Genomic DNA, 22307 nt, shown 5'->3' on the forward strand with positions numbered 1-22307 from the left:
AGGTGAAGTCAGCCAAGTTTACAGCGTGTAACGGACCGACACTTTATGTTTGCCGCTGACGATGACGCCGTGCGGAATCTGCACCGGTCGGTTGCCGTCCAGCTCAATGCGGCTCTCGTCCTCCAGCTTGTATACGGTCATGTACAGCTTTTCCACGAACGATATCGTGCGGATCGTTTTGAGCAGCGCGTAAAATACCGACGGATGGATCGTCTGGCCGATGCCCCAGCCTAACCCGTCGAAGTTGCCCGTTAACGGATCGAGAAACCGCTCCAGCTTGCGGATGGCTTCGAGCTCCGTAGGCAGTACATTGTCGAAATGCTCGACCGCGACGATCGCCGTAATCGAAATTTCGAGAAATACCGGCGGAACCGCCTGAATATGTTCCGGCCAGGCGACCAGAGAGGACGCTCTTTCGATCAAGTACGCCTCCACCCTTTTTTTCAGCTCGCCGAAAGCCGGTATACCCGCCTGACCATCCTTCGGCAGCACGACCAGCGTCATCGAACCGGGCTCGTGCTCCATCCGGCTGTTGCGGTTCGCCATACATTTCACTTTTGCGATGTTCGGATACGCTTCGCGGGCCAGCCATTCGAAATCTTCGGTCGTCACCGCCCGACCGCGATGCTTCAGCGCTTGCGGCCCTCTGCGGATCGCCGCTTCGAGCGGCTCCGGATCGCAGCCGCCGGCGGCGGGTTCGACGTTCGTGACCCCGCTTACAAAGGCGATCGAATTTTCCAGATTTACGATCGTCCCGATATCGGCGTTCCCTCTTTGTCCGAGCGTGACGCTGTAGCGTACCTTTACGTTCTCAAGACCGTCCTGCGGCGGCTCCATGCCGTGGATGCCGTCGCCGAAGCGAAGCTTGCCCAGTGCGCGGTCGATCTGGTACAAACGCGCCTTGCCGCCGCTGCCAGCCAGCCGGTCGGTTTCGCTCCAGCGGACCCAAGCCTTCTGCAGCTTGCCGTCACTATCCCGCAGCGTTTCCACAATCGGATCGCCGCTTTCTTCGATAGCGGCAATATCTTCCTCCGTCAGCCGCTCCGTCTCATCCACCCAGACTTCCTCGGATACGATGTTGGGGCCGCTCAGCAAATAGACGTCGCCTTCCTCCAGCTCCCGGCGTTCGGGAAACTCCTCGGGCATCGCTTCCTGCTGTATCGCGCGCACCGTGTTCAGGAACAATCCGCATAGTCTGGGGAACGGCTGAGCCCCCTCCACATCCTCATACCGGTTATCCCGGTTGACCGCGCGAATCCAGTACCCGTACGTATCGAACAGGCGGCTGCCGGCAAAATCGGGCGGACCGGCAAATTGAATCGTGCCGCTTTCCGTAAGTCCCTTCGTTTCGTCGATCACCTTAAGCGGCGCCCACTCGGGCTTCCCGCTCGGCACGGCCGGCTCTCGCAAATATTCCCATTCCAGCCACGGACGGGCTTCGCCGCTCATCCGCTGGGGGAGGACCGCAGCGTAGATCGATATCGGTCCCTTCACCGGCGGCGAGTCGAAGGCGATATGCAATGTCGGATGCTCGGCGGCAAGCGGAACGAACGGCTCGAAGCCGCCCGCTTCGCCGCGGCAATACGGCGTCCGGTCCTCGTACACCATGTTGTTCAGCGTGAGGCACCGATCCGTCCGGTATACTCGGTCGTCGAAGCCGTAGCTAAGCCTGACATCGGTCAGCCACGGAGACATATAGATGGGATACGGCGCATACAGGTTCTCGATCTGCAAAACGCGGGCCCGAATCCAGCAGCTCTCGTGGCCGTTAACATGCAGCGCAGCCAGGTCACCCGGGCAGCGGAACGCCACCCGTTTTCGTTCGCCCTCTGTGTCCGGGCGGTAAAACAGCTGCTCCGCTTCTTTCCCGGCATGCAGCCGCACCCAGGCGCCGCCGTTCCAATATTCCCAGACCACTTGAGCGACGGAGGCTCTTGGCAGCTCCTTTTTGTCGAACTTGGACTTTTTCATAATCGGCTTCCAGTCGATTTGCTGCTCCGGCTCCGGCAGGAAGCGGTTTTCAATCGCCCGCAGCGTAAAATCGAGATGAATCCAGCCGTCCTTTTTGGTCAGCGCCTCGCGGCTCGCCAAATAAAACGCTCCGTACTGCACGAACTGGTCTCCGAACGGATAAAAGCCCGACGGATCGGCCTGAATATCGTTATAAAACATCAGATCCGGCTCCAAACCGCCTTGCTGCAGGCAGTCGGCGTAATCGGTTTTCAGTGCGATACGGTCAAGTATGACACCGCCGCCCGCAAGCGATTTCTTCCCCGGCACATGGTCCGGAAGCCGGCACTGAATCCAGCGGTGCGTATGACCCGACACGTCGCGTTCGACAATTTCGCCCGGCTCCGACTTCGTGAGCACGATGCGGCTCCCCTGCGCCTCCACCCGGTCAAACGGCTTCCAGCCATCCGAGGAAGCGTACAGCCACTCGGCAAGCCCGGGGTTCGTCAGCAGATTGCACATGCCGGTTTCGTCGAAGCGCCGCGCGGAATTGCCGATTTCCACTGCGATAACGGCCGTACCATACACGGTGAGCAGATCGTCATGCGCCAGGAACAGCGCATGCGATTGCAAGTTGTCCTCGCCGCGCAAGCGAAAGAGCGGGGCGGGAGCCGTTTTGCCGGTCACGGCATCGGTCAGCAGCCGCTGCGGAACGCGGACGATGCTGTCGTGCTGCTGGCTGGTCAAAAAGGCGGCCTGCCAGCGGGCCGGCGTCAGCAGCACGGTCCTCTCCGTCTCGAACGGGATGCTGACGTCGTCGCCGGCACTATTAATGCGGGTACCCGCGCGAATGAGCACAGGCTCCTTCGTCCCTTCGCTTAACGTGAACGCCGCGTAAGTGGCGGATGGACGGGCAGGCAGCAGCGACACGTCGAACATATTCAGGAAGGCGACGAGATTTTTGTAAGGGACCCGGTTGAGCCGCCTTACATTTTCGTGATACATATCCGCAAACAGCAGAAAAAGCGCCGTGCCGGGATCGGGATCGTCCGGCGTAAATCTCCACTCGGGCGTATAATAAGGCGCCAGCTCCTTCATGCGGGCGATCAGATCCGCCATCGTGCGGCCATCAAGCTGCGGAGGATTCACCCCTTCCTCCCCCCTTCGTTCGTTTTCGGCATACGGCGCGCTCCTTCGCGGCCGGGCAGCGCCCTTAGTTGGTTCCTTCATGCAAGTAGAACGGATAGACCTGGTTGAATAAATTGTTCGTCGTTCGGACGATATACCCGATCCGGATTTGCACTTTGCCCGGATCGAGCTTGTCCGGGACGGCCTTGACTTCGACTTCGTCCACCCTTGGCTCCCATACCCGGATCGCATCTAGAATGCTGCCCTCGAGCAAACGCAGCGTCATGTCGTCGGTCGTGCCGAACACAAAGCTCCGCATCTCGCAGCCGAAGCCCGGCCGCATGACGCGTTCCCCCCGGGATGTGCCGAGAATGATGCGGATCGACTCGGCAATATCTTCCTCGTACTCCGACAAACGAATCCGGCCGGTCGCGGGATCGACCTGGATCGGAAATTTCCAGCCGCGTCCGAGAAATTCGCTGGACATCGCTTCTTTCGCCCCTTTGCCTGCCGCAGCGGCGCTCGCCCGGCGTCAGTTGATTTTGACCAGCGAGCCTTTGATATTGATCATGCCGTCCGATTTAATGTCGAGCATGGCTCCCGCTTTGAGCTCCATCTTCGCCGATGCTTCGATGCCGATCTGCGCGGATTTGATCTTGACCTCTTTGACGCTTTCGATCGCCACGTTGCCTTTGGCGTCGATCGTAATTTTCGTGGAGCTGCTCTTAATGGAAATTTCGTTCGCGGAGCCGCCCTTGATCGTAATCGTATTGTTGCCGCTCTGATCGGCCACCTGGAGCGAATCGTCCTTGTCCGCGAGGACGACGGTTTGCCCCTTCTTCGTTTTGATCGTAATCGTTTCTTCACCGGATTTGTCGGAAAACAAAATATGACTGCCCGAGCGGGACACGATTTTGCGCTCGTCGTTTTTGTCGGCGGGAGCAGGCGGCGCATTTTTTTTGTTCCATAACGTTCCGATGACGATCGGATAGCGGATTTGGCCCAAATGAAAAGCGACCAGCACCTCGTCGCCGACCTCGGGAATGAACAGGCTGCCCATTTCCTTGCCCGCCATCATCGTGGCGATGCGCACCCAGTCCGTCTCCGATTGCTCGTCGTGAAGCGGGAGATGCAGCTTGACCCTTCCGAGCTTGTCCGGATCGTTGTTATTTGTCACGACTCCGATCATGACGCCGTCGATGCGGGGATTGAGCACATTCGGCATCAGGTCGATCGGAAATTCCATCATACGGCGTTCCCTCCTAATCGGAATCGCGTTACGTAGCCGTCCCCGTCGAGCAGATGGGTTGCGGAAGTGATGTAGTACGGCTGATTGTACGTCTTTCCTGCGCCGCTAATTTTCAAATACCGTCCCGCCCGGATTTCGGGGATACCGCCGCATTCGCCTGTCCCTGCCACGAGCTTCATCGAGCGACTGTTCAAGTAGGCGTTCGCATAGTTTTTCGCTTCGTCCGCAGAGCCCGCATTCATATACAGCGTTTCCGTATAATCGCCGATGGCGGCCAGCAAGTCTTTGCCCGTCTTGGAATTGCCGCCGAGCTTCTGAATCGCGCCGGCTTCGTTCAGCACAACCTTCTGCTCCTTGTCGTCCCAGAAACGGATTTTGACTCCGGTCAGCTGCTCGGCCAGATTATGCTCGATGGACAGCGACCGCAGTTCTCTCCCCAAAGCGAGCGTCACAACAGGCGACGTCTGTGTTAGCGGCTTGCGGAAATACAGATGCTTGCCGATGACGAAAAAATCGAAACCTAGCAGTTTGGCAAGGTGTTGGATGAAATGAAAATCGTCCATCATGTTTTGCGAAATGGTCGGCAGCTTCTCCGCCGTAGCGTCGATATGCGGCGTCGCTTTGTGCCGCGATGCGATCTCCTGCACCACATCGCTGATCTTCTTCTCATTCCACGTCTGCATCCGCGTGCCCTTCATCATGAAAAAACTTAAGTCCATGCCGCTGACGAGAAGCATCGCGCCTTCTTCCTGAGACTCGACCGTGACCGACGTAATGTACCCGCTGAACACCGGCGTAACCATATCGACGTAGCCGAACTTGATATCGATCGGCGCGCCGATCGGAAATACGCTCAGCCATAACCACTCACTCGATTTCCAGTCGAAGGCGTTCGTGATGCGGATCGTAAACGAGTCTGCGGTCGGCTCGATCGTCGTATGGACTCTGACGGAGGCTATGGCGATCCCATCCGATATTTTGCTGCCGTTTACGGTAATTTCGGCGGCCGGCGCGTAAAACTGCTTGTATTTGCTCTCCAGATCGGAGTAAGAGAATGAGCTCGTTTCAAGCTGCAACTGGGCCATAGCTTAGTACAACCTCGGAACCGTTATTTTTTTGCCGGACGGCGGCTTCGACGGGTTGTCGATCCGGTTCGCTCTGGCGATTTCCCGCCAAAGGCCCGGGTCCTGATATTCTTCGGCCGCAATCATCCACAGCTCCTCGCCCTGTTTGAGCATCTTCTGCTTCGTTCGGTCGGCGGAATGGCGCGGAATGTGCTGAAGCTGCTCCTCCTTTGTGTACCAAGAGGTTAGATTTACTTTCAGCTTGGCCCGCACCGGGATTCCCGTATCGAGAAACATCGTGAACGACTGCGTTACTTTTTCGACGACTCCCTTGAAGTCGAACGAACCCCATACGAACCGGCAAATCGGCGGAGCGTGAAGCTCCTTCTCCACATCGAGCAGGCCCGTAATTTTTTTCGTATATTCCCGCACATCCGTCTTTTTCTCGTATGTATCGAAAAACAAGTCGAGCGACAGCGTGGTATTGTTCCCGTTCACGAACTGCCCGAGCGGCAGCGACAGTCCGGGCACCCGCTCCCAATTGAAGTTGTTGCTCGACTCCAGATTGTATTCGTTAGGATTGAACAGCACTTCGATATCTTCCTTGCTGCCGCCCCGGTCTACGACGAATTTCGCTTTTTTGAGCGCCAAAGCCGTTTTCCCGCCTTTCTGCGATTGCCGATTTCATCGTTCGGTTAAAAGCCTCGCGTTTGCCGGTCAAAACGCATTTTCCGCTCGATCTCGCGATACACCCGTTCGGCGAGCTTCTTGATATCGAACTGCGGCAGCTTCTTGACCATCTTGAGCAGCTCTTCCATATCGGCCTTGGAATCCCTCGGAGCCTGCTCCACAGCCGCATTCGCGGTCGGACGCGGCATATAGCTTCTCCTGTAATCGAGATCGGCAGGCTCCATGACATGAACGCCGGACGGCGATTCGAAGCCGAGCTTGTGCTCCAGCAGCGGCGATGAAACGTTAGCCGAGTGCTGCACGCCTGTCTGCCCGCCGATTGTGGAAATGGCTCTGCCGGAATCGACCAGCGTCAGCGACGCTCGGCTCACGCCGCCGATTGTGTCGTTCGAAGCCGATCTTCTGGCGAAGGAACGCTGGAAGGCGACATCGTTTGCAGAAGCGAGGCTCGGACTGACGGCCGTTCGTGGCGCGACCGGTGACGGCATAACGGTCGATGCGGCAGACATGCGGCGCCGGATCGTATCCGCTTGTCCGTTTGCCCGTACCATCGAAGGACCGGACAGCGAGTGCGGCCGATTAGGTGAAAATCCGCTTGCGGCCGAATCGCCAGCCGTACCGGCCCCTGCGGCGATGCGTCTGCTTCCCGCGTACAGGGCTAATGTTGTTGTTTCCCCCACTGCCCGCTGCCAGATCGGCTTTACGACCGTTTCGAAGGAACGACTTACTTGCATCCCGGCATGATGCAGATTCGTATGCGATCTCCATAGGTGCTGCTCAAGCGCTCCGGACGCAAGACGGCGCTGCACTTCGCCCGGCAACTTCACCGCGGAATGGGATGCCGGCGCTCCTGTTATGGCTGCAATACGGCGCCCGGCAGCAGACGCTGCCGCCGTCCACGCTTCGCTTGGAATCACTTGTCTGCGTAGCGTCCTTAACGATCCGGCGTCCGTCCCCCGGCCGCCGAAGCTAATCGCCGGCACCGCAGCTCTCCCGGCCGTTTGACCGGGAAAAGCGGACCGAACCGGCTGCGAAACGATTCGTTGCAACATGGCCGCTTCTTCGCCCGCGGGAGAATACGGCGTACGCCGCCAAGCAAACGGAGGCGGGAAACGGCCCGCTCCAGCCACCGGAACGCTCGGTTTTACAGCTACTCTCTCCGGCAACCCCGCCCCTGCAACGGGCTGCCGCCCATCTGTTCGTCGGCGTGTCTGCATCTGCTGCCAGATAAACTCCTGCACGGTCTGCAAGAGCGTTCTTGCGGTCCTGATCCCCGGTTCCGCCGCTTTTGGCAGTATGCCGCGCCGCGCCGCAAGTTCGCCCGAGACTTGCGGCGGCTGCGCCGGGCCATTCATGTCCGTTACGATGACCGTACGGGCCGGCGTGTGCCGCCGTAAAATCGAGCTTGCTGCGGTTTGGAACCCGCCAATATCGCGTGACGGCGCATCCCCCTTGACTGGTCCCTCGTGAAGCCGATTTACAGAATCAAACCGGCGCCGAACGGGAGTATCCGTGGGCCACTGCACCGACACTGGAGCAAACGCATTCTCCCGTTGAATCGGCCCGGATAAGCGGCGTTGGATCGATGCCAAGGGGGATTCTGCCAAACCAGCCGCCGGCTTTTCGTTCGATGGAAATCCGCGAAGCGAGCTGCGCAATGATGCCGTTCGCCGGAACAGGCCCGGTTCAAACCGGTCGCTGTTCATATCTGTACTGCCTGCTGCCGGTGAGTTCGACCTGGTACCGGATAAGATCGTTCCGGTTCTGTACGTCCGTTCCGCTGGCGCTTCGTTTCGGCCGCTCCGGCTGTGTGCCGCTTCGGGCGGAACCATAGGCCATTGCGGGTTGATGCGCACGTCCAGTTTTTCGCGTTGCGAATTCGTTCGGAACGTTTCCGGAATGATACGAGTTAGCCGCCCGATCGAAGCAGTTCCTAACGGCGCTGGTTCTGTTGCCGTTGTGAGACGCTGCACTACTCGCTGCGTTTCCGGTTGCTGCTCAATTCGTGCCGAAAGCGGCGGACGGCTCGTTTCCGTTACCGACCGGATAAACTGCTTCATCTCTTGGGATGCGTAGAGCGGCTTTGGCTGTTCCTGCGTTGTCGCGCGACGCTGCACTACTCGCTGCGTTTCCGGTTGCCGCTCGGTTCGTGCCAAGAGCGGCGACCGATTCGCTTCCGTTATCAACCGGACGAGCCTTCTCGTCTCTTCGGTTGTATAGAGCGGCTTCGGCTGCTCCTGCAACGTCGCGCGACGCTGTACTACAACTCGCTGACCTCGCGGTTGCTGCTCAGCTCGTGCCGAGAGCGGAGACAGGCTCGCTTCCGTTATCAACCGGACAAGCCTTCTCGCCTCTTCGGATACGTAAAGCGGCTTCGGCTGCTCAAGCGCCGCCGTACGACGCTGCACTATTACTCGCCGATCTTCCGTTTGCATCTCGGTCCGTGACGCCAGCTGTTGACGGTTCACTTCCGCAACCATTCGAACGAGCCTTCTCGCTTCAGCTGTGAATAGCGGCCCTGGCTCCGGCAGCGTCGTCGTACTGCGCCGCACAACTCGTTGTGCCCCCGGCCAGCTATCTCCCCGGTACGGACGGAATAGCGCATTTGTCTCCGCTCGGGCGAGTAACGGCAGCCGCTTCCCTTTCCTCAAGACATCCTTGCCTAAGCTGAAGCGGCTTGCTGCATATGCCGTTCGAGTGTCAGCCGGAAGAGATTCCGCGGGCAACTGGCTTCGCGCTTGCATACGATCAGGCACATCTGCCTCGTTCGGACTTCTCCGCAGCGTTTGATCCGTAGTGGACCTCGCGCCGCTTGTAGAGCGATCCGGCTTGCCGCTACCTGTAACGGCGCCCCTCCCGCTCATGCCAAGCTTCCGGAGTAAACTTCTTGCATCCGAAATCGCCGTTCCTGGCAACCGAGGTAAAACCTCACTTCGTTCAATTGGCTCTAACCGACTCTTGCGAAACAGCCAATCATCGAAAGCGGGCTGCGCCGCTAGCGTATGTGCCGACAGCGTTGTGGACGGTGAGGCGACCGGCCTGCCTTCCTTGCTCACCTTCCTGAGCACCACGGCTGCGGGAATCGCCCGTGTTGGACTCGCTCCCGGAGCTTGGCGAATGAGTCTTGCAACCGGAGTCTCCCTCGTGCCATCGTCTTTAGCCGAAGCCAAACGGCGAATCGATTCCGTACGGGTCATCCCGCTCGATCGTTTGGCAGGAAACTCCCGGAGCCAAGCCGCGAAATCGCGAACAGGGCCGGGCAGCATCCGGTCGCCGTGGAAACGTGGGTTCGGCAAAGCCGTTCTCTTCGCTTCTGCGGTTCCGCCGGCGGCGCCAGCTCCCGTTCCCGCACTTGCCGTTGTCGCGACGATCGCGTCAGCGCCAGCCGCGAAATCCGGGTTGGGCGCTCTCTGTTCTCCCTCGCGCCGTCCCTCTGGCGAAACCCGCGTCGACGTCAAGAATCGTCTGTCCCCAACGCCTAAACTTTCGCTAGCCACCTGCTGAAACGAAGCAGGGACCGCTAGATGCGAACGGAACACAAGGCCGGTCATCGAGCTGCCTGATAGGAACGGCTTCCGGAGTATCGGATCGCTTGACGCGCTGTTTCTTACCGTCTGCAACACTGGCCGGTTAACGGCCGGCAGCCGGATCACGCCGGACGAGCGGTATATCGCCCCTTCTTCGGCCCGTACATGCTGTTCGGCAGGCATAGCGAGTGCTCTCTGTCCCCCGAAAGCAGCAGGAAAGCGTCCGGATTGCCGAAAAGGAGACAATACTTGATTCGCAAGAATCGAATCCATCGAAGCAGCCTCAGCGTCCCTCCGCGCTAATTGCCGACCGGCGGAAGACGCCAGGGAATCGGTAGCGGCGGAGCCGACTTTTCGTCCACTCAGGAAAACAGGATTTATTTGCGAATGCTGCGTACTATATAAGCTTCGCCTTATCAGGGCGATTGGATCTGCGCTGTGTATGTATTCGACTCGCGCCGCTATCTTCGCTATCGGCAGCGTCAATCGGGACTTAGTTTCAGTCATGCTGTGCTCCTGCGCATTAATCCATGGAGCCAAATGGGTAAAATATGTATATGGAAGTCGGATCGTTTCGGTACGGCCATGCCTTGACGTATCGCCTTCCGTCGCGAAAACCGCGCCGGGGCGTCCCGCTCGGCGGCCAAACGGCGCTACCGATCCTTCATCGTTTTCGTTGTTGACAGGCTTCTCGCGCGCGACATAGCGGCCGCTGCGAGCTTCGTGCTGCTCGGTGTCCATGGTGCGGAAGACAGTCCGGGTTCGGCTGTCCCCTTGAGTCACGCTGGCGTTCCGCAGCGGTAACGTTTCCTGCTCGGATCGCTGCCGGTTATATCGCAAATCTACTAGCTTAATTGGTAATTGCGTATCGATCCGATTCATCCGAATCGGATATCGTAATCGCTCCCGTTCGGCTGCTGCCCTGCTCGCTCGCAAGACGACCGGTACATCGTGTGTCTGGTTTAGACCTGTCGTCGATATCTGCCTAGCAGCCCGTTTGTCCGAAAAGGAGGCTGTATCCGGAGCCAGTGCGGGGAACCATAAGCTTCTATTAACGGTAAAGAAAGATTGCACATCTTGCTGCCGGATCACACCGGCCTTTTCTTCCGTATAACGGGTAAACCGATCATGCTGGCGCTCCGCTGCCGGGTCACGATCTTTCTGACCGGGTATAAACGGCCGACTCGCGCCGATTCCTTCCGGTCCGCGGCTCCCCCTTGCATCAGCTGTTGCGGATTTATTGCTTGTCACAGAGGCAGGCAACCCCCCAAGCTGCGACGTTGCAACAGACAAAACTCCATATGGCGGGCGAGGAGCATCATACTCGAATCGCGGCGACGGTACCGCATTCTGTCCGGGGAAGCTTAATTTGGCGATGGAAACGTTCGGCGTGACGACCGCCGGCTCGGCTCTCTCACGGATCACTCGGTTCACGAACGACACACTGCCGGTCGCGGGACCGACACTCCGACTATCGGCTGCCGTTAAGGCCGGCTTTACCGGCTGCTTCGCCCTGGTATCGTCGGCTGCGGCTTGCTTCGCTTGCTGCATCAGGATCAGCCGCTCGCCCGGCGTACCGCTTCGGCTGCCGGACCCGCCCATCACCTGACGAACGAGCTCTCGCTGCTGCTTGAATATGAGCGATATACGTCCCAGATAGTCGCCGTGTGCAACCCCGTACTTGCTCATAATACCGGAAGCGAACTCGGCAGCTCCGTTAAAGGTCAGAGTCTGTCTTCGCTTTCCGAAATCGGAATCGGCCGATCGCGTCATATCGGTCGGGATTCGGGATGTATGCGGTTGTCGCAAATGCATGAACGAATCCCCCTAACGCGAAAACTACTTGCTGAAAATCGCTTTCAGACCGTTATGCACAATCTCGATCGATTCGACCGCAAGGCTGTTTCCGGCTGCGTTCAAGCTCGGCCCGATCCATTTGACCGGAAAGGCTTCAAAAAAATTCCAGCGACAGATTTCATTACCGCCGTGATTGTACAAAATAACGGAACCGTTCTTCCGCTGCACGTTCCCGCCTGCCACGCCGTCATACCAATCCCATAGCTCGCTTGATTGCGTCATTCCGCGTTTGAGCACGATCCGGGTATACTTCGTTTGCTTGATCCAGTAATGAACGTGCGTATTCAGGCCCCCTTCGGGGAATTCCATCACTTCGGTTTCCGATCCTACGCCCGTCACCTCGGAAAATCCGCCTACGAGAAGCCCGTCCAGCTCCACCTTGAATCGGAAAGCGCCGATTGCGTCGTTTAATCGAGTGGGTGGGGCCATCGGTTTCGTCACCTCTTGTTAAACACATCGAACGGATTGCTCGGCTTGTCCTGCCCGTCCTCGTTCAAATTGCGGTTGATTTTCGATATTTCCTCGCACCAGCGTCTGCGCTCGCGATGCTCCATCGACATGATCTGCTCATGAGGCCAGTGAAAGTAGTAGGCGATGAAGCTCGCCTCCTCATAAATCTTGTCGATGGGATATCCGCTTATGCTTCCGCCGTCTCGTCCAAAAAAGACACGTCCACATCGAACTCATGATCGCATTTCGGGCAAGTACAGTGAACCTTCGGCGCCTCTACCTCGTTGATCGTGCGGTACATATTTTGCAAATACGCGAGGTCGGCCGTAAACAGCCCTTCGATCGTACGCGTGTCGATCGCCCGCAGGTCGCCCAGCTTCGTAATGACGCGGGCAAGCAAAATGATGCTGAGGTAGCCCGGATTTTGCTGTACGCGCGGATCGCGCATCGGCAAAATTTCGTCGGCCGCCGTAGCCAGCCTCATCGTGCCGCGCTTGTGCAGCGTGCCGCTGTCATCCACATAGCCGCGTGGAAGCTCGAATGGATACTCGGTTTGAAATGCCATGCTATTGCCCTCCTACTGGCTGCGGAGAGCGCCTGCCCCTAGGGCCGGCGCCGCTTCCGCAAAGTAACTGTCTATTTCGTGCGGGTCATGCCTTCGTGTGCCAGCTCCAAATTTTCGATCGCGACTTCGTTGCCGGAGCCGTTGAAGTTAGGAGCCGTATACTTGGTCGGCCAAGCTTCGATCACTTGCCATTGGGCCACGTCCTGGCCCTCTTCGTTAATGGCGATGATCGTCACCGTTTTACGCGAAATTTTGCCTTGCACCGTTTCGGACATCCAGTTGTACATATCCAAGGAATCCGTCACGCCCCATTTGAGCGTAATATTGCCGTACTTCGTCAGCCCGGGCAGCTTGCGCGGCGTTGTAACCTGGTTGCCCTCCCGGTATTCGATCACGGATACGCTCGCGTCAAAGCCGGATACCTCGCTGAAGCCGGCTTGCTGAATGCCGGCCACTTCGACGCGAAATCTAAAATTGCGGTATGGATCTTTGCGTTCACCTGCAGCCATAAGATACCCCTTTCTCCAATATCAAGTATACAGTTCGAAATTGGCGAATCATTATTCTTCCCGCGTTTTTTGCGTAAGGCGGAAGATGACGAATTCGGCAGGCTTCACCGGAGCGACGCCGATTACGCATATAAGCCGGCCGTTATCGATATCATCCTGCGTCATCGTACTGCGGCCGATATTGATATAAAACGCCTCGCCCGGACTGCTTCCCATCAGCGCGCCGTCTCTCCACACTCTCGTCAGGAAAGCGTCGATCGTGCGCTGTACGCGTGCCCAGAGCTGCTCGTCGTTCGGTTCGAACACGACCCAGTTCGTGCCGTTGCGAATCGATTCCTCCAGGAAAATAAACAAACGCCGTACATTCACATATTTCCACAAGCCGTTGGAAGAGCACGTGCGTGCGCCCCATACGCGAATGCCTTGTCCAGCGAATTGGCGGATCAGGTTGACCCCTTGCGGATTCAAGATGTCCTGCTCGCCCTTGTTATACTGGCAATCCAGTCCCACGACGCCGCGCACGACTTCGTTCGCCGGAGCCTTGTGTACGCCTCTGGAGTTGTCGGAGCGCGCGTAAATACCAACGATGGAACCCGAAGGAGGTATGTAAATATTGCGTTTGTCGAGAGGGTCGAACACTTGCAGCCACGGATTGTACATGGCGGCGTATTGGCTGTCGAAAATGTTGCGGTGCGTCATGACGTCCGCCACTTTCGTTTTGTCGCGGGGAATGTCCAGCACGGCAAAGCGGCTGCCCAAGTTTTCGCAATGCGCGACAAGAGCGAGCTGCACGTTCGGATCGGTTACGCCCGGCACGGCCATAATGCTGACGAAGTCGTTGTCGATGAACGCCTGGATGCCGGTCCGTTTGCCCGGTCCGCGGTCCTGGCCCATGAAATCCGATGCGGACAAGTTCGCGACCGTACCGTCGCTGCCGCCGGAAAGCGCGATCTGGAATTTGCCTGCCGTCTCGTTTTCTCCCGAGATCACTTCGAACGGAGCGACCGCCCCGGCGCTGCCTCCCGATATATCCTGCACCTTGATGATGTTGGAGCGGGCCGTTACTTTCTCGATATGGTTCGCCGCAGACACGTTAAGCGACATTTTCTCGAACGTTTCGGCTTCGTCCCCGTAGAAGACGTGCATCGTGAATTCGCAAGTCGTCAGCACCTTCGCCGGCAGCAGGTTTTGGTCGATGACCGCCTCGCCGCCCTCAAGCGCGGACTCCAGCTCGATAATGTTGTCTTGCGAAGAAATGACCTTGTTGTATTGCTTCGCGCCGTCCGCTTCGAAAGCGATGACGTCGCCCACGTTGAAGCCGGCGTTGTTTTTGACGCGATACTGCTTGGATTCGTCCGCATCGCCCAAAATTTCGTAAATTTGCGTCTTCGCCTTGCTCGACGGTACGATCGCGATCCGCACCTGGTTGCCCCATGCGCCCGGATTTTTCGATGAGATGCTCAGTACGGATGCTTCCTTGTTCGCTCCGGACTGATTGCCGGAAACCTTCGCATCGGAAGGCGCCACCCGCATGATGAAAGCCCTCGATCCTCCGTTCAGGAAGAAATGCTCCACGGCGTACGACAAAAAGCGGTAATCGCCGAAGGCGTTCTCGGACAAGTAGCTGCCGAAAATGCGATGGAAATCCGCTACACTCGTTACTAACTGAGGCAAGCCCTCGATCTCCCCGCGCTGCGCAAGACCGATAAAGCCGGCTGTACTGGTGCTGGCACCTTCTAACGGCGCTGCGCCGCTGTCAAACTCTTCCACATACACCCCTGGCGATAAATATTCAGCCATTGTTTCCCGGTCCAAATTGGCCGGCTGGCGGCCTGTAAACAGGCTCCCTCGCCGTACCTTTCGACCAGTTCTCTCCTTTCAGCATGGTATATAGGTTTCAAAATGGAAATGAATCTTGCGTTCCGCTAAACGATCCATGTTCCAAGATTGACCGCAACGCCTTCTTCCACGGTCACTTCCCTGACCGCAGACGGCTCCTCCTCATCGCTTCCGATCCGCAGCGAAGCCGTAAGCTTCTTCGCCCGTACATTCGGAAAGGCGATTGCCAGCTCTCCCCGCTCCGAAACCCGCGATACATAGACGGGGTACAAAAGCGAACCCCGCAAATAAGCGGAGCCGACTCCCTCTTCCAGCCTGAACCGCTTCTGGTAATCCAGCACCTCGCGAATCTGCACGATTTCGCTCAAATCCCCGGAGCCTCTCCCGACCAGAAGCAGCCGGTCGCCGGGGCGGATAATTCCGGTCAGCGAAGCGACCGTTATCGTATCGCTTCCTTCCGGTACATCGTGCTCGGAAATTCGCCCCTTGACGCTTTCTTCCGACATGACCGAAGCCGTTGCTAGAGCGCCGGACATCGGCCCGCCTGTGCGGCTCTCGATTTTCGCTCTCAGCATCGTCTCGTTAGGACGAAACGGATAAGAAGAAACCGGCATCAGCACAAGTTGAACAAGCTTGTTCGCGCTACCGACCGAAATCGTTCGGGTCTCGCGAAAGTAATAAGTAGATTCGATTTCCAGTATGTAAGTACCCGGCTCCAAGTTCGTGTATATGTATGTGCCGTCCGGTTTGCCAATCGGTTTGGTAGGATATCCGACAAGCCTGACCTGTATATCGCGATCAACAGGCGGACCCGAGACATACCCGTCGCGCAAAGCCAAGACCAAAGATACGCGCGTCCTCATCCTGACAATGCGCAGATGCTCCATATATCCTTCCTCCCGACCGGCTTCAGCCCTGGATCGAAACGTCCCGCTCCAATACGCGCTTGACCGACTTGACGCGCGTCGAATCGATCATCACCGGTCCGACCATATAACTGATCGAAAGCCGGTACGGCGTTTCGGCGAAATTCCACATGCTCAGCATGCCCTCGCCGGAAACGTTATCCATGACGATCCGCACCTCTTCCTCTCGCTCGGCCAGCGTTCCCACAACCGTCGATCCTCGCAGCACCGAATTGTCGTAGAGCACCTGCATGGCACGCCCGAGAATGCGATGCTCGTCGAGCGCCCGGGACTGCAGCTCGGCAGGCGACTGTACGGTGAGCATATAGTGCAGATCCACCGCCAGCGGCGGATACTGCATCTGATCCGTTCCGCGCGAAATCATCTGGGTTCTCCGATTGTTTCCGCTTTCTTTGACATTGAACAGAAACAGAGACAAGTAAAAATCCCCTTTGTCGACCGGCGAGCCCAGGCCGATCAGCTCGGGCTGCGGAATCGGGTCCGGTGTCATCTGCTCCCGAAGCAGCTTTAACAGCGAGGCGCTGACATCGGCAATAACCGAATAATCGCCTATGGTGAACCCTCCCCTCATCCGGCCGCTTCGCGTATCGAAGTACGTCCGCGACATGCGGGCCATACCGACAAGTTCCGACCCTAATCTATTATACTTTTTATTCCTACCCGTGACTATAGGTAAAATCGTATAGTTTCCAATATGTCAATAGTCTTCCAGTTCGTTCCTGGCAACAATTTTCCCCGACTTTTGCAGTTCGTGGCGCACCGCGCTCATTATATGGGCCATCCCTACCCGCTGCTGCTGCTCGGCGGCGAGAAACGCGGCCGAGAGGGCGACATTTTTAATGTTCCCGCCGGCAATCTCGATTTTTTGGGCTATGTATTTGAAGTCGACGGCGCCGTCAAGCGGCACCTCCGGCGGAAACATCGCTCTCCATATTTGCTCCCGGTACTCCGCATCCGGAAACGGAAACTTGATAACGAACTGGATGCGCCGCAGAAACGCCTCGTCGATATTGTTCAGCAGGTTCGTAGCCAGAACGGATATGCCGTCGTATTCCTCCATCTTCTGGAGCAAATACGCCGTCTCAATATTCGCATACTTGTCGTGGGCATCCTTCACCTCGGACCGTTTCCCGAACAAAGCGTCCGTTTCGTCGAAAAACAGAATCGCCCCGCTTTTCTTGCCTTCCTCGAATATTTCGTGCAAGTTTTTTTCCGTCTCGCCGATATACTTGCTGATGACCTGGGACAGATCGATTTTGTACAGCTCCATCCGCAAATCTTTGGCGACGACTTGCGCCGACATCGTTTTCCCCGTTCCCGGAGGACCGGCGAACAGCATGGAGAGCCCTTTGCCATACGCCAGCTTCCTGCCGAAGCCCCACTCCCCGAATACGACCGACCGGTACTTGACCTGATTGCACGCATTGCGAAGCAGCTGCTTCTGCTCGCTCGGCAGAACGATATCGTCCCAGCCGTATTTGGGCTCGATCCGGACCGCCTTCCGCTCCAGCTTGTGGCGGATCTGCCGGTAGCACGCTTCGCCGAGCACATCTTGGAGCTTCTTGCCCCTCCAAGCGAACAGCTTCGCGGCATCGCCGGCCGCGCTGCGGATCTGGCCCGGGGTGAAGCGAAACTGCGCGGCGATCGGCCCATGCTCCACCACGTCGCCAAGTCCCACAAGCCGTCCGAACTCGCGCCATAGCGTTGCCCGCTCGGCTTCATTCGGCACGGCGAGCTCCCGCTCCATCCAGACGATTCCGCCCGAGGGCCACTCCAGCCGGATATCACGATCCGACAGCAAAAAAAGCGGCAGCCCATGCCGGTCCAGCTCGCTGCGAAACACCCGGACCCGCTCCGCCGCTTCCGCATCCGGCTCTTCTACAAATAGCGACTCGGCATGCGCGAAAGCAAGCGCCGCCTGATGCATAATCGCCTCCCGAAGCACTTGCCCGAGCAGCGGAGCAAATCGCTCCCGGTCCGGCGTGATCGCTCGCAAGTCTGCGATCAAGAGGTTCTTGCCCCATGTCGCGCATAGATGACGCAGCTGCAACTTCTTTCCCGCTCCCGCCGGACCGTGCAGATGAACGGCTGCGGGTGCTTCTCCGGGACGGCGCGCCTTCGCCAGCTCGGCGATATAGCCGGCAAGCTGCTGCTGCACGTCCTGCTGGACGATCAAGGGCTCCGGCGCCTCATCCGGATAATGAATCGATGCTACCTGGCGCAGCTCGCGGTCCAACTCGCCCGTATCGAGCAAAAAGGCGGTCATTCTGCGGTCGAGCGCGATCGGCATGGACAGCAGCGACCGGCCGAACGGGACCGTTTCCTCGCGGGACAAAAAATAACGGCTCAGCTTCGCTTCCGGCGCGAAAGCGAGCCTTGCCGCGCGCATATCTTCAGCGCTGTCGCATACGAGCTGAAGCGCCAGACCGACATTCGGCAGTCGAACGGTCAAGTCGTCGAGTAAATAGCCGAAGATGCGCTCATATTTGCGATCCAGCTCGACAGCCAGCGCCAGTAGAATCAGATCCCGCTCCACCTGGCTCAGCCCGAAAACGCCGCTCAAGTGAACGATCGGCAAAAATACGCCGCGTTTTACGCTGGCGGCCAGGCGGGCGGCGATACCGAAGCGAAGCCGGCGAACGTCGTCTTCCTCCTCCGCCAGTTGCGGAATCGGTTCCTCCTCGGCGGCTCCGACCATTCGCATAAATTCGTCCTCGGATACGTACATGCCGCGAAACGCATCCGTTTGCGGATCGGCGGCGGCGAGCTGCCGTCTTGCATACAGTAGCCGCAGCTTGCCATCCAGCAGCCGCAGCTCGTCCGCATAATAGTCCCACACTTTGGCATACGCTTCGGCGGCGGGGGCAGCCGGATCCGCTGCCGGAAGCTTCTTGTCTCGCATGATCTACATCCCTTCTCCTGAAGCTCGACCGTCAGAATCGGCACGGCTATGATTCCTAAATTATATCCGATTTCGGCCGCAGACGCAGCACCGCTTCAGGAGGCGCTATACTCTTCGTTCATCGGGAATGAAATGTTCAAACGCACGCCGCTTCCCTTCCTCGTATCCAGCTCCAGCCTGCCTTGCAGGTAAAGAATCCGGCTCCTTAACTGCTCCATGCCGACGCCGGAGGCGCGAATCCCTGCCGGCCTGCTCTCGTCCGGATCGAACCCGACGCCGTCGTCTTCGTATTGCAGCAGAAACCGCCCCTTCTCCAGCTTCAGCCGCAAGGTGACGAGCGAGGCGCGCGAATGTTTTCTCGCATTGTTTAGCAGCTCCTGCACGATCCGGAACAAGTGGCGCTTCGTCTCCAGTCCTCGTCTCTCGATCTCATACGTGCCGGAAGCGTCGAACCGAATATCGAACGGACTCGAATATTTTTCCCGCTCGATAATTTTCTCGACCGTACGCACGAATCCGATTTCCTGAAGCAAATACGGATGCAGATCGAAGCAATTTTGCCGCAAATTGACATTAATGATCTCAACGTACTCCACAAGATTGCGTATCGCTTCCTTCCCCGCTGCGGGTACCGTGCCGCTGTCGCCGAGCGCCGTAATTTTGCGCTTCAAGTAGAACAGATCCTGCATCGTCGTGTCGTGCATATCCGCGGCGATCCGCATTCGCTCCCGCTCCTGAAGCTCGAACATCAGCTTGCGGAACCAGTTCAGCGCCCGCGATTCCTGCTCGTCCGGCGATTGCGAAGCGAACCCCTGCAGCTTGTCCGTCAGCTTGCGGATGAGGAAAACGTTCTCCAGACTGACGGCGAGATACGACACGATCAGGTTCAGCCACTGGACCTCCTCCATGACGAGATGCGTATTGGAGCGCTTGTGCGTCATGACCAGATAGCTTGTATATTCTTCGTGGCGATTAATTTCCAGCAGCACGAGGTCCGGCTGATCCGACATCATATCGCCGCCCACAAACTTCTCCACCTCGGTATGATCGATCTCGCCTTCGCTCAAGATTTCCGTGCTGTCCTGGTATTTCAGAACAATCGCGCCGCCGCGCACCTGCAGCGTATTGACGATGTCCAATAGGATCAAGTCCTTCAAATCGTGGAAACTCGATGTCGACGTCAAGCTTTTGGCAATCTTCTTCAACGCGGCTTGCAGCAGATGCTTCCGCGGGAACATGTAACGCTCCATTCGCGTGTACATGTACTCCGTAGAATACAGAACGAACGTGAGCACGACCAGACTCAGACAGAAAAAGAGCACGACTCTATGAATCGAAAAATGGTCGAATGTGAGCGCCACAAATAAAGCCGTAAAAAAGACGTTAGGAAGCAATGCCATAATAACGGTAAAAAACACGCGCCGCAGCACCATATGAATGTCGTAGATTTGTTTGGTTATGATGAGGTAGGCGAACGCTAGTGGAAAGATGAGCACAAACCAGCTTGTAAGATACGACGATGACCCGAAATCTTTCCCGTACAATATTTTAGGGCCGAAGGAGAAAACGATGACCGGAAAAAAAGAAATTGTCATAGACGTTATGACGAAACGTATAATCGATGACAAACTGGACTGAACTTTACGATGTCGAAAAAATATATAGTAGAGAATGCCAAGATCGATTACAATTCCGCACAAGAAAGATACTAGTACGACCATTACGATGATGTTGTATAGTACATTACTGACTTGATCGGTCCCCATCCACGAGATCCAGACGAAACTTTGAAAAAGGACTGGAAGATATAATATCGGCATAAATTTAAATTTCAGGTCTATGTCGCCTTTTTCTTTAAAAAACACGATAATAAAACGCAAGAACATGATCGGAACAAGCGTAAGACCCAACCCGAGCAAGAACTTCCCTATAATATCCCCTTTGATCGATCCTCCCAAGCTCATAAAGATGACGCCGATATCAAAAAAGAGATAAGCTAAATAAAGAGCAGACTTCGAGTTGCGAACTTTCAAATATAGCATTAGTGATGCTCCGAAACATATCAGTTCGGCCAGTATAGGCAAAATGTCATGCCTTAGCGAATTTCGGACTTGGGTCATATCGAGCGTCATCGACTCGCCGTCTCGAATCAATTCGACAGTATCCGCTTGTTCAAGCACCCTCCATTTTTTTACTGATAGATGGTCGGAAGGTTCGGCACCGTCGACCCGATATATGATATCTCCTTTCTTGACCTGCAATCCGGACGTTTCGCGGCCGATTTCCGAGACACGCCACTGCCCCTCATTCGTTGGTGTCAACATAATCCCCAAATAGGGATAGCGGTAGTGAAGATATCCGAACCAAACTTGTGCGGCTATCAGAAGAATGAAACATGTCGAAATAAAAATTTTTTTTCGAAACATCGGCTTCCACCTTCCATTTGTCCCCTAAATAGTCGTATAATACTAGTGTAATATATTTCCACCAAAATGAGGAGGTCTTTAAAAATGAAAACTCTTACTTGGTCTGTCGAATTGGAAACAAACGTTCGGAGTCTGAAGAAACAAAAGCTCGCAGCACTTCATCAAGGTTCCCTTTCCCGCCAAGAACAGCAAGGCATCAATCGCGCATTCAACAAGACCTCTTCCAAAGTAGAGGAAAAATCTTTCGAAGATTGGCTTTAATCTTCCTTCGCAAAAACCAGGCCCCTAAAGCCTGGTTTTTGTTATAAATGCGCTACCTCTTCGACTAGCTTCTGCAATTCTCCCCCCTTTCTACGATCCTCCCCATAGGAACACAGACCCTCTCTTCATCCCGATTTTCAGTTCAACTTTCGTCTATCACTCATACCTGTTCACTAGACAATCTGCCCTACTAATATTCCTCCGCTGGATTTAAATAGTTGAAAAGCCGCCGTTAGCAGTCCTAACTATTAGACCAGCTATATCCGACATGCCGCCACGAACTTGACAAACAAATTTCGCGACACCTCGTCGACTTCTGCCGTATCCTCGGGATGCCACTGAACGCCCAGGACAAAACGATGATTTTCGCTCTCGATCGCTTCGACGATCCCATCCTCCGATCGGGCGGTAATACGCAAGCCTGGGGCGGCGTCCTTCACAGCCTGATGATGAAAGCTGTTCACGCGGAACTCGGACGCGCCGGCGATCCGGCTGACGATGCTGTTTTCTTCCGCCCGGATGCGATGCGTGGCGTAGGATCGCGGCGCTTTCTGGTTGTGCTGGAGTCCACCGCACTGGGAATGGATATCTTGGTACAAGCTGCCGCCGAGCGCTACGTTCAACACCTGATGCCCGCGGCAAATGGCAAAGATCGGCTTATCCTTCGCGGCAAACTCCCGCACCAGCAGCAGCTCCAGCCGGTCCCGCTCCGGCGTAACCCGCCCCAGCTCGGGCAGCGGCTCTTCCCCGTAGTGAGCCGGATCGATGTCCGATCCGCCGGATAACAGCAATCCGTGCGTGATGCCGCACAACTCGCGGACTTCCTCTTCACCGAGACCGAACGGAACCACGACGGGAATACCTCCCGCCTTCAACACCCAGCTGGCGTACCTATGTTTCAGGCCGGCATAATCTTCCTCATAACTCGCTGTTATCGCAATAATCGGCTTCATCCTATTCCCTC

The 22307-nt window shown here is 56.7% G+C and carries 17 protein-coding genes; 1 reads left to right on the forward strand and 16 read right to left on the reverse strand.

Going from position 1 to position 22307, the window contains the following annotated elements:
- Positions 1–18: 18 nt before the first annotated feature.
- The 15 genes from D7M11_RS24495 to D7M11_RS36530 form a co-directional block, all read right to left on the reverse strand.
- Complete coding sequence (locus tag D7M11_RS24495) at positions 19–3099, reverse strand: baseplate J/gp47 family protein (protein ID WP_158606809.1); 3081 nt, start codon at positions 3097–3099, stop codon at positions 19–21.
- Between the two features lie 64 nt (positions 3100–3163).
- Positions 3164–3565, reverse strand: coding sequence for a GPW/gp25 family protein (locus D7M11_RS24500; protein WP_120749900.1), 402 nt, complete (start codon positions 3563–3565; stop codon positions 3164–3166).
- 45 nt (positions 3566–3610) lie between these two features.
- A complete protein-coding gene (locus D7M11_RS24505; protein ID WP_120749901.1) occupies positions 3611–4327 on the reverse strand; it encodes a phage baseplate assembly protein V in 717 nt (238 codons plus the stop codon).
- Complete coding sequence (locus D7M11_RS24510; RefSeq protein WP_120749902.1) at positions 4324–5412, reverse strand: phage late control D family protein; 1089 nt, start codon at positions 5410–5412, stop codon at positions 4324–4326. Before D7M11_RS24510 ends, D7M11_RS24505 begins: the two co-directional genes overlap by 4 nt.
- Before the next feature lie 3 nt (positions 5413–5415).
- Positions 5416–6042, reverse strand: coding sequence for a CIS tube protein (locus tag D7M11_RS24515; RefSeq protein ID WP_120749903.1), 627 nt, complete (start codon positions 6040–6042; stop codon positions 5416–5418).
- A gap of 44 nt (positions 6043–6086) precedes the next feature.
- Complete coding sequence (locus D7M11_RS24520) at positions 6087–11423, reverse strand: hypothetical protein (RefSeq protein WP_120749904.1); 5337 nt, start codon at positions 11421–11423, stop codon at positions 6087–6089.
- 24 nt (positions 11424–11447) lie between these two features.
- Positions 11448–11894 (reverse strand): phage tail protein, encoded by a 447-nt coding sequence (locus tag D7M11_RS24525; protein ID WP_120749905.1) that lies wholly within the window; start codon positions 11892–11894, stop codon positions 11448–11450.
- Between the two features lie 8 nt (positions 11895–11902).
- Positions 11903–12106, reverse strand: a complete 204-nt coding sequence (locus D7M11_RS37950) for a DUF6760 family protein (protein ID WP_120749906.1) — start codon at positions 12104–12106, stop codon at positions 11903–11905.
- Entirely contained in the window at positions 12103–12480 is a 378-nt protein-coding gene (locus D7M11_RS24535) for a phage tail assembly protein (RefSeq protein ID WP_120749907.1), read from the reverse strand. The genes D7M11_RS37950 and D7M11_RS24535 overlap by 4 nt, the downstream gene beginning before the upstream one ends.
- 71 nt (positions 12481–12551) lie before the next feature.
- Entirely contained in the window at positions 12552–12989 is a 438-nt protein-coding gene (locus D7M11_RS24540) for a phage tail protein (protein WP_120749908.1), read from the reverse strand.
- 51 nt (positions 12990–13040) lie between these two features.
- Positions 13041–14789 carry a phage tail sheath subtilisin-like domain-containing protein gene (locus D7M11_RS24545; protein ID WP_120750005.1) on the reverse strand — a complete coding sequence of 583 codons (1749 nt, stop codon included), beginning with the start codon at positions 14787–14789 and terminating at the stop codon, positions 13041–13043.
- Between the two features lie 125 nt (positions 14790–14914).
- Positions 14915–15715, reverse strand: a complete 801-nt coding sequence (locus D7M11_RS24550; RefSeq protein WP_120749909.1) for a hypothetical protein — start codon at positions 15713–15715, stop codon at positions 14915–14917.
- Between the two features lie 22 nt (positions 15716–15737).
- A complete protein-coding gene (locus D7M11_RS24555; protein ID WP_240041292.1) occupies positions 15738–16370 on the reverse strand; it encodes a Pvc16 family protein in 633 nt (210 codons plus the stop codon).
- Between the two features lie 81 nt (positions 16371–16451).
- Complete coding sequence (locus D7M11_RS24560; RefSeq protein WP_120749910.1) at positions 16452–18656, reverse strand: ATP-binding protein; 2205 nt, start codon at positions 18654–18656, stop codon at positions 16452–16454.
- Positions 18657–18751: 95 nt separating this feature from the next.
- On the reverse strand, positions 18752–20251 hold the full coding sequence (locus D7M11_RS36530; protein WP_205127106.1) for a sensor histidine kinase: 1500 nt from the start codon (positions 20249–20251) through the stop codon (positions 18752–18754).
- 915 nt (positions 20252–21166) lie between these two features.
- Between D7M11_RS36530 and D7M11_RS36535 the strand changes: the two genes are divergently transcribed.
- Entirely contained in the window at positions 21167–21343 is a 177-nt protein-coding gene (locus D7M11_RS36535) for a hypothetical protein (protein WP_158606811.1), read from the forward strand.
- A 257-nt stretch (positions 21344–21600) separates the two neighbouring features.
- On the opposite strand, the gene D7M11_RS24570 is transcribed toward D7M11_RS36535, so the two are convergent.
- Complete coding sequence (locus D7M11_RS24570) at positions 21601–22296, reverse strand: gamma-glutamyl-gamma-aminobutyrate hydrolase family protein (RefSeq protein ID WP_120749912.1); 696 nt, start codon at positions 22294–22296, stop codon at positions 21601–21603.
- Positions 22297–22307 lie beyond the last annotated feature (11 nt).

This window comes from Paenibacillus ginsengarvi (assembly GCF_003626695.1).
Classification (GTDB): Bacteria; Bacillota; Bacilli; order Paenibacillales; family NBRC-103111; genus Paenibacillus_AB; species Paenibacillus_AB ginsengarvi.